Source organism: Nocardioides sp. P5_C9_2, from assembly GCF_054049555.1.
On record NZ_JBFUMD010000152.1, the window covers coordinates 1 to 12,602 of the forward strand.

Below are 12,602 nucleotides of genomic sequence, written 5' to 3' on the forward strand. Positions count from 1 at the left end.
GTCCTCGGGCTTGAGCTCGAGCCCGGAGAGCATCGCCTGCTGGTCGAGCAGGATCGCGAAGTCCTCCTCGATGCGACCGCTGCTGACGGTGCCCTGCACGGCGGCGGCCGCCGCGGCCGCCACGGGCATCGGTACGTCGAGCTCGTGCGCCGCCGCGAAGCCGAGGTCGAAGTCCTTGCGCAGCAGGATCGGGGTGAAGGTCGGCGTGTAGTCGAGGTGCACGAACGCCGGACTCTTGTAGGTCGTGAAGACCGAGCCCATCACCGACTTGTTGAGGAACTCCAGGAACGCCGCCCGCGACATCCCGCCCTTCTCGGCGAGAACGGTGATCTCGGCGAGGTTCTGGGTGACGACGCCGAGCATCACGTTGTGGCAGATCTTGGCGAGGCGGGCGAGCTCGCCCTCCCCGACGTACGTCGCGCCCTTGCCCAGGTGGTCGAGCAGCGGCGCCACCCGCTGGTAGGTCTCCTCGGGACCGGAGACCACGAGGCTCAGGCCGCCCGCGCGGACCACCTTGCCGTTGCCGCTCACCGGGGAGGCGAGGAAGGCCACCCCGCGCTCGGCGCAGGCCGCGCGCATCGCGGCGGACGACTCGGTGGAGACGGTCGAGCAGTCGACGACGCAGCCGGGGACGTGGTCCGGGTCGGCCAGCAGGCCGTCGGGGCCGGTGAGCACCTGCTCGAGGTCGGCCGGCGTCGACACCATGGTGAAGACCACGTCGTGCCCGCGCAGGTCGGCGATCGTGTCCGCGACCGCGCAGCCCACGTCGGTGAGCGCCTCGGCCTTGGCGCGGGTGCGGTTCCAGACGGTGACGTCCTCCCCCGCCCTGGCCAGCCGCGAGGCCATCGCGGAGCCCATCCGGCCCGCGCCGATCCAGCCGACCCGCAGGGATCCGGGCGTGTGAGCGTCGGTGGTGTTCATCAGTCAGCCTGCCTTCTCAGCGGTGTTCACTGCATCTGCGGTGGTGGGGAAACGTGGCTCGGGTCCGCCCAGCAGCCGGGYGGCGAGCCAGTCGGCGGTGATCGGTCGGTGCTGCGGCGAGACGTTGGCGCAGCCGTGGTTGCCGTCCTCGAGCATCAGGAGGGTGGCCGGGCCGGCGACGGCGTCGCGCATGCGTACCGCGTTCTCCCACGGGATCAGCCGGTCCTGACGACCGAAGACGATGAGCAGCGGGGCGACCAGGTCCTGGGCGACGGGCGCCAGGTCGAGCTCGAGGGCCCGCTTGCGCGCCTGCTCGTCGTCGGCCGCGCCCGAGCGGTGGCGGAGCGTGTCGCGGGTGAGCTGCGGCAGTCCGGACCAGTACTCACCGAAGTTGAAGGGGCCGGCCAGCGAGACGCACGCGCTCACCCGGTCGCGCAGGGCGGCGGCGACGCGCGGCGCGTAGTAGCCGCCGAGGCTGACGCCCCACACCGCGAGCCGGCTCCGGTCGAGGTCGGGCTGGGTGCCGATCGCGTCCCAGACCGCCTCGGCGACGGGCGCCCAGTCGCCGCGCAGCGGCAGGTCGTACTCCGCCTCGCCCTGCCCGGGACCGTCGAGGGTGACCGTGGCCATCCCGCGGTCCAGGAAGGTCTGCGCGGTCGAGCCCAGCTCCTCCTTGGTGGAGTCGAGCCCCGGCAGCATGAGCACGACCGGGTGCGGTCCGGCGCCGTACGGCGTGCGCACCACCGCCACCAGCCGTGACCCTTCGAAGAGGATCTCCAGGCGGCGGCCCGGCGGGTCGAGGTGGGGCAGCGCGTCGGTGAGGCAGGCGACCGCGCGATCGTGCGCGGCGCGCATCTGGGCGGGGTCGGTGACGAAGACGAACTTGGCGAAGTGGTGGTAGACCGCGGCGCGCGCCAGGTGCTCCCCGGCCGAGCGCGTGCGGCCCTCGGCCAGCGCGTCCCGGCCGAGCTGCTCGTGCGCCGAGCCCTCGTCGGTCCAGGCGCGGCACCAGTCGTCCCAGCGCTCGATGCCGGCCGTGATCCGGGTGAAGTCGGCGGTGGTGACGCCGTTGGTCGTGAACCGCGGGCCCCAGTGGGCGACGGCGGAGGCCACCAGCTCGTCCATCGTCACCTCCGGCTCGGTCGTCTGCGGCGACCCGTGCGGCCGCTCACTGCAATCGAGTGCAGCCTGACCGTCACCCCACTCAATGTCAAGCGCTGGGCGTGCCCGAGCCGCCGTCCGAGGCTCCCGATCAGCTCGCGGTACGGGCGCGGGCTGCAATCGACTGCACTTTCAGGTAGCGTGCCCGCGGCTGGCAGTGCGCCGGCCGGCGAGGCAGGAGGGGACATGGCGCTCGCGCGTGCGGTGGAGCTGGGATCGTTCACGCCGTCGGTCGTGCTGGAGGTCGCGCGACGTACCGGCGCCCTCGCCGCCGCCGGGCTGGAGGTCTTCGAGCGGGGAGTCACGTCGTCCCCGGCGCAGTTCCGCTCCCTCATCGACGACGAGCTGCACGTCGGCCTGACCAACCCCGACAACGTGCTCGCCTACCGCTTCGACCCGGGCAACCCACTCGGCGAGCTGGTCGACGCACGCATCCTGGCTGGCGTCGACCGCGGCCTGGGCCTCGGCGTCTGGGCGCGGCCCGGCACCGACCTCGACGACCTGCGCGGCGCCAAGGTCGGCGTCGACGTGCCCGGCTCAGGCTTCGCGCTCGCGCTCTTCACGCTCCTCGAGCGCCGCGGGCTGGCCCGTGGCGACTACGAGGTGGTCAAGCTCGGGTCGACGCCCCAGCGGCTCCGGGCCCTGCTCGACGGCGACTGCGCGGCCACCATGCTCGGGGCCGGCAACGAGCTCACCGCCGAGGCCGCCGGCTGCACGCTCATCGCCAGCGTGCGCGACGAGCTCTCCCCCTACCTCGCCACCGTGGTCTGCGTCGTGCGCGACGAGCATCTCGAGGTGGGTCACGACCTCGCCGCCGTCCTCACCGCGACCTCCGCCGGCATCGTTGGCGGCGGGCTGGCCGACGTCGCGGTCGAGGCGGCCGCCGCCCGTCTCGGCCTCGACGACGAGCTCGCGCAGCGGTACGTCGACCGGCTGGCCGACCCGGGCGACGGCCTGGTCGTCGACGGCTCCGTCGACCCGGCCGCGCTGCGCACCGTGCTCGACCTGCGCCGCCACTGGCTGCCCCGGGTGGTCGACGGGCGCGACGTGCTGGCCGGCGCCCTCGACGATCCCGGCCTCGTGGTGCGCCGGTGAGCGAGGCACCGCAGAGCGAGGTGGCGACGACCGGGCGGATCTCGCCGCTCCGGCTGCTGCAGGCCACCACCCTGGTCAGCACCCTGGACCGCTTCGCGATGCCGCCGATGCTGGTCGCGATCGCGGCGAGCCTCGACGTACCCCTCACCCAGGTGGTCACCGCCGCCGGCGCCTACTTCCTGGTCTACGGCCTCGGCCAGCCGCTGTGGGGCTTCGCCTCCGACCGCTACGGCCGCGTCCGCACCCTGCGCACCAGCCTGGTGGTGGCGGGTGTGCTGAGCCTGGTCTCCGCGCTGAGCCCGACGGTGCTGGTGCTCGGCATCCTGCGCGGGCTCGCCGGCGGCTTCTTCGGCGCGGCGTACCCCTCCGCGCTGATCTACCTCGGCGACACCGTCGCCCCGGCCCGCCGCCAGCAGGCCATCACCGGGCTGATGGTCGGGGTCGCGGTCGGCACCGCCACTGCGTCGGCCGGGGCGGGGCTGCTCGCGGACGTCGCGTCGTGGCGGATCCCCTTCGTCCTCACCGGCAGTGCGGCGCTCGTGCTGTCCGTCCTGCTGGCCCGGCTGCCAGAGCCCGCCGGGAGCGGGGAGCGCGCCACGGCGTGGACCTCGCTGGCGACGGTCGCCCGGTCGCGGGTCACCCTGCTCGTCCTCTTCTTCGCCTTCGTCGAGGGGGTCGTGCTGCTGGGGGCGCTGACCCTGCTACCCACGGCCGTGGAGAGCGCCGGGGCGTCGACGACCGTGGCCGGCGCGGTGACCGGTGTCTACGGCATCGCGGTGCTGCTCGGCTCCTCCTCGGTGGGACGCCTCTCGCTCGCGTGGCACCCGGCCCGGCTGATCCTGCTGGGCGCCGCGTGCGCCGCGCTCGCCACCGGCCTGCTGGCGGTGTCCCAGCGACCCGAGGTGGCCGTGGTGTCGGCGGTGCTGCTGGGCATCGCGTGGCCGGCGATGCACTMCTCGCTGCAGACCTGGGCCACCGAGGTGCTGCCGGGGGCCCGCGCCGTGGTGGTCTCGCTCTTCGCCGCCTCGCTCTTCGTCGGCAGCGCCCTCGGCGCGATCGCGGTCGCCGGCCTGGTCGACGCGGGCCGCTTCACGGTCGTGTACGGCGCGTACGCCGCGCTCGCCGTACCGCTCGGGATCGGCGCATGGGCGGCCCGGAGACGCTGGCGGCGTCCGGTCCCGGTCGGCGAACCCTAGGATGCCTGCTGTGCAGACCCCCACGCTCCGGGACGTGGCGGACGCCGCCGGGGTCCACCCCGCGACCGCCTCCCGTGCCCTCAACCCCGCGACCCGTGGGCTGGTCAACGCCGAGACCGCGCGCCGGGTGATGAAGGTCGCCGAGGGCCTCGGCTACCGGCCCAACCCGATGGCGCGCGGGCTGAAGACCGCCAAGTCGGCCACCGTCGGGCTGGTCATCCCCGACCTGACCAACCCGCTCTTCCCGCCGATCGTGCGCGGGATCGAGGACGTCCTGGAGCCGGCCGGCTACAGCGGCCTCATCGTCAACACCGACAACGACCCGAAGCGCGAGCGCGCCCAGATCGAGCTGCTCCGCTCGCGCCAGGTCGAGGGGTTGATCGTGGCCACCGCGCTCATCGAGCACCCGCTGATGGCGCAGCTGCAGCGGGAGGGCGTGCCGATGGTGATGGTCAACCGTCGCCCCGACGGGCTCGACATCCCCTCGATCACCCCCGACGACGCCGCCGGGATCGAGATGGCGGTCGCGCACCTCGCCGACCTCGGGCACCGCCGGATCGGCCACCTCGCCGGACCGGCGTCCACCTCGACCGGCGTCGCCCGCCGGCGCGCCTTCCGCAACGCGGTGCGCGACCGGGACCTCGATGTCGACCCGGCGCTGGTCGTCACCTGCGAGTACTGGACCGAGGAGTCCGGGGCGAGCGCCCTGCGCCAGCTGCTCGACGCGCGACCGGACGTCACCGCGGTGGTCGCGGGCAACGACCTGATCGCGCTGGGGTGCTACGACGTCTTCGCCGAGCGCGGCATCGACTGTCCGCGCCAGATGAGCGTGGTCGGCTTCAACGACATGCCGTTCCTCGACAAGCTGGCCCCTCCGCTGACCACCCTGGCCATCCCGCACCAGCAGATCGGGGCCGAGGCGGCGCGGATGCTGCTCGACGCCATCGCCGAGCCCGACCGGGCGGCCCGGTCGGTCATGCTGCCCCTCTCGCTCGTCGTACGGGGCTCCACGGCACCGCCGCCGGTCTGATCACTGCCGGGCGACCGGGATCAGCGCGAGCGCGGGCCGAAGACCGGGGCGACCTTCCCGAAGGCGGCCTCACGGGCGATCTTGGTGTTGCGGTTGAAGAGCAGGAAGGCCTGCTCGACCCGCTCACGGGCGAAGGTCTGGCGGGGGCTGGAGGTCCACGTCTCGTTGAAGAGCCGCTTGGCGGCGGCGAGCTGGTCGGGCGAGCGCTGCTTGAGCTCCTCGGCCAGCTCCAGCGCGGCAGCCGCCGGGTAGGCGTCGACGCGACCGACCAGGCCCATCGCGAGGGCCTCCTTGCCGCTGAACATCTCGGCGGTCATCGTCAGCCGCTTGGCGGTCTCGATGCCGACCAGCTCGGCGAGGCTGCGTACGCCGGACATGTCGGGGATGATCCCCCACTTGCCCTCGAGGACCGACCACGTGGAGTCGGGGTGGGCGATGCGGAAGTCCGCGGCGAGGGCGATCTGGAGCCCCCCACCCAGGCAGTGCCCGTGGACGGCGGCGATGACCGGCACCGGCAGCCGGCGCCAGGCCCAGCACGCCTCCTGGAACGTGTTGGTCCCGCGCCACGGGCGGGGCACGAAGGCGGTCGCGACCCGCACCGGCTGCTTGAGCACGGTCCCGAAGTCGAGGCCGGCGCAGAACGCGTCGCCCTCGCCGTCGATCACCACGGCTCGCACGGACTTGTCGCGGCCCAGCATCCGGGCGGTGTCCACGAGCTGCTCGAGGGTGTCGAGGGTGAGCGCGTTGCGCTTGTCGGGACGGCTCAGTCGCACCCGCGCGATGCCGCGCTCGATGGTGCAGGTGACCAGGGTGTCGGCGTCGTGGTCGGGCATGGCGCAAGGGTACGGCGACGCCCCCGCGTCGCCGTACCCCTGCGGTCCGTGGGTCAGCGTGTCAGCGCTTGACCTTCTTGCCCGCAGCGGTCCTGACGGTCACCGCGGTCATGCCCGGGGCCGTGGCCGTGACCCTGACGGTGATCTTCCTGCCGGCCAGCTTCGCCGTCAGGCGCAGGCGAGCCTTGGTGGCGCCCTTGATCTTCTTGCCGTTGGCCAGCCACTGGACCTTGCGGGAGACCGCGGTGGGGTTCCAGGCGCCCTTGGTGACGCGCAGGCGCTGGTCGACCTTGGCGAAGCCCTTGATCCTGGGCATCGTCACGACCCTCACGGAGCGGGCCGCGGTGGTCGGGGTGGGCGCGGTCGTCGTCGGGGCGGGAGCCGTCGTCGTCGGCGTCGCCGGCGTGGTGGTGGGCGTCTGGGTGGACGCCGGCGTCGGAGTCGGCACCACCGTGGCCGGCGTGGCCAGCTGGGCGTCGAGACCGTTGCTCGAACCGAAGCTGGAGACCTGGATGGCGGAGGCGTCGACCAGGGTGGGGCGGTCGTTCCAGTACTCCGTCACCCCGGAGACCGGGTCGGTGAAGCCGAGCGTGTAGCCCCCGCCCGGCAGGCCGCCCAGGTCGTACCTACCGTCAGGGTCGGCGTCGACCGACTGGAACTCGATCCACTCGCCGACCTGCTGCACGTAGGCGGTGACCTTCGCGCCCGGGATGCCCGCACCGTCCCTGTCGGTGACCCGCCCGGCCAGGTGCGCTGACGCCCCGAGCTCCGCCGGGTCGAGCACCAGGTTGCCCTTGCTGACGTCGATGGGCTCGGCGTCGGCCGCGCGCGTCTTGTCGTTGTAGAACTCGGTCGCCAGGCGGCCGCTCGGGTCGTAGTAGCGGACCCGGTACGTGCCCGCCGTCAGCTTGCCGACGCTGTAGCTGCCGTCGACACCGGTGACGTCGGAGTCCGCCGTGCTCCACAGGTCGAGGTCCGCGTCCCACTTGAGCGTCGAGACGTGGATGCCGGCCAGCGGCGCTCCGCCGGGCGCGACGACCATGCCCTTGATCCGGGCGGGCTGACCGGCGGCGTCGGCCGAGCCGGACATGACGACGAGGGACGACAGCCCCACGGTGGCGGCGAGCAGTGCTCCCCCGACCTGACGGATGCGCTGGTTCATCGGAGTCCCCTTGGTCACTGGGCACCGGGTACGGCGCCTTCCTCCCCGAAACTAGGTACGCCGGTGCGCGAGCGGGGCAATGAGGACGTCTGCTGGACGGGGCGTGGGAGAGCAGTGGAGATCCGGGCTGGACCACTCGTATGCGTTGTTGCTGACTCTCCTGCGGGAGCGCCGCCGAAATGGCCGGTGGGAGCGGGTCCTCATTCAGGACATCAACCGGTCACCTTGCCCTTGAACTTCACCGTGACCACCTTGGCTGGCATGCCGGCGGCCGAGGCGGTCACCTTGACGAGGATCTTCTTGCCCTTCTCCTGTGCCGTGAGCTTGTACGCAGCCTTCGTCGCCTTCCTGATCTTCTTGCCGTTGGCGAACCACTGGTACCTGAGGCTCACCCGCACGTTCCACACACCCGGCGAGACCTTCACCTTCGTGCCGACCCGCAGCGTGCCCGCCGCCTTGGGCGCGACGTCGACGACCAACGAGGTTGGCACCGGGGTAGGTGCCGGTGCCGGTGCCGGCGTCGGCGTGGGAGTCGGGGTGGGGGTTGGCACCGGTACCGGCGTCGGGGTCGGGGTGGGGGTCGGGGTCGGCGTGGGGGGCGGCGTCGGCGTGACGGCGGCGGTCTGGACGGRCGTCGCCGTACCACTCGGCCCGGCAGGGCCGGAGGCCGTGACCCGCACGCTGATCCTCGTGCCGACGTGCCCGCTGCCGGGAACGAAGGTCCGAGCCGTCGCACCGTCGACCGGCGCACCACCGACGAGCCACTGGTAGGTGAATGTCGCGGCCTCGGGGGTCCACGTGCCGGGCGAGGCGGTCAGGACCGCGCCCACCTGAGGCGTCCCCGAGATCGTCGGCGCGCTCGTGTTCCGGTATGGCTCCGACGGTACCGAGACGGTGCCGAGCGCGGCGTCCTTACCCTCAACTGAAGCACCGGAGGCCACCACCACGTCGGTCGCGGCGTCCACCGTGGCCACGTCGTCGTAGAACTCCATGTCCAGGGCGCCGGACTCGTCCTCGAAGCCGAGGCGGTAGGTCCCGGGACGGAGCCCATCGAGCTCGTAGCTGCCGTCCGGAGCGAGGTAGTCGCCCATCTGCGGCTCCCACGAGCCGTCCTCGAGCACGTAGGTCCAGACCAGCACCTCGGACAGGTCGGCACCGGCCGGACCGGTCACCGTGCCGGAGATCCGTCCGGCCGGGACGAGCTGCGCGTCCTTGCCCGACACCGTCACCCGGTCGCCGAGCACGATGTCGGCGGCCGCCTCGATGGTGGCCACGTCGTCGAAGTACTCCGGTGCGTAGTCGCCCGACCAGTCGTGGAAGCCCAGGCGGTACGTGCCCGCGCTCAGGCCCGCCAGGTCGTACGCGCCCTCGGGCGCGACGCCGACGGTACGCACCCCCGCCCAGTAGTGCTCCTCCTCGTCCCACGAGTATGCGGTGACGCTGACGCCCCACAGGTCCAGCCCGGCGACGCCGGACACGGTGCCGGTGATGCGCGACCCCGCGGCCAGCTCGGCGTCGACGTCCGGCACGGTGGCCTCGCTGCCCACGACCACGTCGGTGGCGGACCGCACGGTGCGTGCGTCGTCGAAGTACTCGGACACGTGGTCGCCGGTCGGGTCCTCGAACCCGATCCGGTAGGTGCCGCTGCGCAGCCCACGCAGGTTGTACTCACCCGACCCGTCGGTGGCGGCGTACCGCACCTCCTCCCAGTACTCGTCGGCCGCGTCCCACTGGTAGGCGGTCACGTCGACGTTGGCGAGCGCCGCACCGCCGACCCCGGTCACCGTGCCCGTGATGTGCGACCCGGGGGTCAGCTGGGCGTTCTTGCCGGACACCGTCGCGCTCGCGCCGATCACGATGTCGGTCGCCGACTCCACCGAGGCGGCGTCGTCCCAGAACTCGCCGATGTAGCCGCCCGAGTAGGTCGAGAAGCCGATCCGGTAGGAGCCTGGCCTCAGGCCGCCCAGGTCGTACTCGCCGGCCGCGTTCGTGAACGTCGAGCTCCCGGTCATGACCGGGCTCCAGTAGGTCGTACCGGGCGACTTCTGGTACGCCGTCACGCTCACGTCCTGGAGGGCGGCACCGTCGGTGCCGGTGATCCTGCCGGTGATGTGCGACGCCGTGGCGAGCTGGGCGTTCCTGCCCGTCACCGTCGCATCCCTGCCCACCACGATGTCGGTGGCCGCGTCCACGGTCGCCGCGTCGTTCCAGAACTCAGGCAGGAAGCCGCCGTTCATGTACGTCGCGAACTCGAGCCGGTAGGTGCCCGCCGTCAGACCGCCCAKGTCGAACTGGCCGGTCGCGTCCGAGCGCACCGAGAGGGACGTCCGATACCACTCGTCCGACCGGTCCTTCTGGTACGCCATCACGTTCACGCCCTGCAGGCCCGTGCCGTCCGGGCCGGTGACCTTGCCCGTGATGTGTGATCCGGACGCGAGCTGGGCGTTCTTGCCCGACACGGTCGCGCTCGAACCCACCACGATGTCGGTGGCCGCGTCCAGGGTCGCCGCGTCGTCCCAGAACTCGGGAACGAGTCCGCCCATGTACGTCGAGAAGCCGATCCGGTACGTGCCCGCCTTCAGGCCACCGAGGTCGTACTCACCGGCAGCGTTCGTGGCGGAACCGATGCCCATCGGGACCCAGGAGGTCGAGCCGGCCATCTTCTGGTAGGCCGTCACGCTCACGCCCTGCAGGGCGGCACCGTCGGGCCCGGTGACCTTGCCGGTGATGTGCGAGCCGGTCGCCAGCTGGGYGTCCTTGCCCGGCACCGTCGCGCTCGGGCCCACCACGATGTCGGTGGCCGCGTCCACGGTCGCCGCGTCGTTCCAGTACTCGGGGAGGAAGCCGCCGTTCATGTACGTCGCGAAGCCGAGGCGGTAGGTCCCCGCCTTCAGGCCGCCGAGGTCGTACTCGCCAGCCGCGTTCGTCGAGGTCGACCCCCCGGTCATGACCGGGACCCAGGACGTCGAGCCGGCCGCCTTCTGGTACGCCATCACGTTCACGCCCTGGACACCCGCCCCGTCGGGACCGGTCACCTTGCCAGTGATGCGCGACGCCGTGGCGAGCTGGGCGTTCTTGCCCGTGACTGTCGTGCTCGCACCCACCACGATGTCGGTGGCCGCGCCCACGGTCGCCGCGTCGTCCCAGTACTCAGGCAGGAAGCCTCCGTTCATGTACATCGCGAACCCGAGCCGGTACGTGCCCGCCTTCAGACCGGCGAGGTCGTACTCTCCGGCCGCGCTGGTGGTCATCGACATGGCCACCTGCTGCCACTGGCCCGAGCCGCTCTCCTTCTGGTAGGGCGCCACGTTCACGCCCTGCAGTCCCGTGCCGTCCGGACCGGTGACCTTGCCGGTGATGTGCGAGCCGGAATCCAGCCGGGCGTCCTTCCCCGACGCCGTCGCGCCGGCCTCGACCACGATGTCGGTGGCCGTCTGCACGGTCGCGGCGTCGTCCCAGTACTCGGAGATGTACCCACCCGTGGACGAGAAGCCAATCCGGTACGTGCCCGCCTTCAGCCCACCGAGGTCGTACTCACCGGCCGCGTTGGTGGTCGCCCCGGGGACGTAACCGACCTGGGTCCAGGAGCTCCACTCGGCACTCTTCTCGTACACCGTCACGGTCACGCCCTGCAGCGCAGCACCGTCCGGAGCGGTGACCGTGCCGGAGATGTGCGACCCCGAGACCAGCTGGGCGTCCTTGCCCGACACGGTCGAGCTCGCCGCGACCACGATGTCGGTCGCCCCCTGGACGGTCGCCGCGTCGTTCCAGAACTCGCCGATGTGGCCCGTGGACCAGGACGAGAACCCGAGGCGATAGGTGCCTGCCTTCAACCCACCCAGGTCGTAGTTGCCCGCGGCGTCGGTGCTCGTCCCCATGTTGATGGGGTTCCAGGAACCCCCGCTCAGCTGGTAGGCCGACACGTAGGCGCCCGCCAGCCCCGTGCCACCCGATCCGGTGACCCTGCCGGTGATGTGCGACCCGGCCGCCAGCTGGGCGTTCCTGTCCGACACCGTCGTGCTCGCGCCCACCACGATGTCCGTCGCAGCTTCGACGCTCGCCGCGTCGTTCCAGTACTCCGGGATGCGGCCCGTGCCCCAGGTCGAGAAGCCGATGCGGTAGGTACCTGCCTTCAGGCCGCCCAGGTCGTAGTCGCCGTTCATGTTCGTGCTGGTGGAGGAACCCATCACCGCCGTCCACGACGTCGACCCTGCGGTCTTCTGGTAGGCCATCACACCGATGCCCTGCAGCCCCGAGCCGTCCGTACCGGTGATCGTGCCGATGATGTGCGACCCCTCTGCCAGCTGGGCGTCCTTGCTCGCCACGGTGGCGCCCGGGCCCACCGTGATGTCGGTGGCAGTCTCCACCGAGGCGGCGTCGTTCCAGTACTCCGGGATGTGTCCGGTCGACCAGGTCGAGAACCCGATGCGGTACGTGCCCGCCTTCAGCCCTCCGACGTCGTACGCACCGGTGGAGTCCGTCTGGGTCCACGTGCCGACCTGCAGCCACTGGCCCGCGCCTGCGGACCACTGGTACGCCGAGACATCCACGTCTGCGAGCCCGGCGTTGTCGGGACCAGTCACCGTGCCGGTGATGTGCGACGCGGCTGCCAGCTCGGCGTTCCTCCCGCCGACCGTCGCGTCCTCCCCCAGCACGATGTCGGTGGCCGACTCCACGGAGGCCGCGTCGTTCCAGTACTCGCTGAGGTGCGCTCCCGACCACGTCGAGAAGCCGATCCGGTAGGTGCCTGCAGCGAGACCACCCAGGTCGTACGTGCCGTCGATGTCCGTGCTCGCCCACACGTCGTCGACCATGGTCCAGCCCGCGCTCCCCGGGCCCTGCCGGTACGCCGACACGCTGACGCCGCTGAGGCCCGCCCCGTCGGGGCCCGTCACGGTGCCTGCGATGTGCGAGGCAGCAGTCAGCTGGGCGTCCTTGCCGCTGACCAGCGCGTCCGCACCGACCGTGATGTCCGATGCGCCCGCGAGAGTCGCTGCGTCGTTCCAGTACTCGCGGAGGTACTCCCCCGAGCCGGTCGAGAATCCGAGCCGGTAGGTCCCTGCCTCCAGTCCCGAGAGAACGTACGCACCGGAGCTGTTGGTACGGGCTGAGCTGACGCGATCCCAGCTGCCCCACGAGCTCTTCCCGTATGCCGTGACTGTCACGTCGCCCAGCCCTGCGCCGTCGGGAGCAGTGACCGTGCC

Annotated in this window: 8 protein-coding genes; 3 read left to right on the forward strand and 5 right to left on the reverse strand. The window is 72.1% G+C overall.

Annotation, left to right across the window (positions count from 1 at the left end):
* On the reverse strand, window positions 1–921 hold a 921-nt coding region (locus tag ACXJKL_RS09615; protein ID WP_457206838.1), incomplete at its 3' end, for an NAD(P)-dependent oxidoreductase.
* Window positions 922–924: 3 nt separating this feature from the next.
* The gene (locus ACXJKL_RS09620; RefSeq protein ID WP_457206839.1) at window positions 925–2,046 is read right to left on the reverse strand and encodes an alpha/beta hydrolase family protein; all 1,122 of its coding nucleotides are present in this window, start codon (window positions 2,044–2,046) and stop codon (window positions 925–927) included.
* Between the two features lie 222 nt (window positions 2,047–2,268).
* Here ACXJKL_RS09620 and ACXJKL_RS09625 point away from each other — a divergent pair, with 222 nt between their 5' ends.
* From ACXJKL_RS09625 to ACXJKL_RS09635, 3 genes are read left to right on the forward strand one after another with little or no spacing between them, the layout of a single operon-like run.
* Window positions 2,269–3,177 (forward strand): ABC transporter substrate-binding protein, encoded by a 909-nt coding sequence (locus ACXJKL_RS09625; RefSeq protein ID WP_457206840.1) that lies wholly within the window; start codon window positions 2,269–2,271, stop codon window positions 3,175–3,177.
* Window positions 3,174–4,373, forward strand: a complete 1,200-nt coding sequence (locus tag ACXJKL_RS09630) for an MFS transporter (protein WP_457206841.1) — start codon at window positions 3,174–3,176, stop codon at window positions 4,371–4,373. Before ACXJKL_RS09625 ends, ACXJKL_RS09630 begins: the two co-directional genes overlap by 4 nt.
* A gap of 10 nt (window positions 4,374–4,383) precedes the next feature.
* The gene (locus ACXJKL_RS09635; protein WP_457206842.1) at window positions 4,384–5,403 is read left to right on the forward strand and encodes a LacI family DNA-binding transcriptional regulator; all 1,020 of its coding nucleotides are present in this window, start codon (window positions 4,384–4,386) and stop codon (window positions 5,401–5,403) included.
* 20 nt (window positions 5,404–5,423) lie between these two features.
* Here ACXJKL_RS09635 and ACXJKL_RS09640 read toward each other — a convergent pair whose 3' ends face one another.
* The 3 genes from ACXJKL_RS09640 to ACXJKL_RS09650 all read right to left on the reverse strand — a co-directional run bounded on the left by ACXJKL_RS09640 (window position 5,424) and on the right by ACXJKL_RS09650 (window position 12,563).
* A complete protein-coding gene (locus ACXJKL_RS09640) occupies window positions 5,424–6,236 on the reverse strand; it encodes a crotonase/enoyl-CoA hydratase family protein (RefSeq protein ID WP_457206843.1) in 813 nt (270 codons plus the stop codon).
* A gap of 61 nt (window positions 6,237–6,297) precedes the next feature.
* Window positions 6,298–7,398 carry a carboxypeptidase regulatory-like domain-containing protein gene (locus ACXJKL_RS09645; RefSeq protein WP_457206844.1) on the reverse strand — a complete coding sequence of 367 codons (1,101 nt, stop codon included), beginning with the start codon at window positions 7,396–7,398 and terminating at the stop codon, window positions 6,298–6,300.
* Between the two features lie 212 nt (window positions 7,399–7,610).
* Window positions 7,611–12,563 (reverse strand): MSCRAMM family protein, encoded by a 4,953-nt coding sequence (locus tag ACXJKL_RS09650; RefSeq protein ID WP_457206845.1) that lies wholly within the window; start codon window positions 12,561–12,563, stop codon window positions 7,611–7,613.
* Window positions 12,564–12,602 lie beyond the last annotated feature (39 nt).

Excerpts from the sequence above, each read along its gene's own strand:
- ACXJKL_RS09645 (WP_457206844.1), bottom strand. The coding sequence starts at position 7,398 with ATGAACCAGCGCATCCGTCAGGTCGGGGGAGCACTGCTCGCCGCCACC.
- ACXJKL_RS09640 (WP_457206843.1), bottom strand. The coding sequence starts at position 6,236 with ATGCCCGACCACGACGCCGACACCCTGGTCACCTGCACCATCGAGCGC.
- ACXJKL_RS09625 (WP_457206840.1), top strand. The coding sequence starts at position 2,269 with ATGGCGCTCGCGCGTGCGGTGGAGCTGGGATCGTTCACGCCGTCGGTC.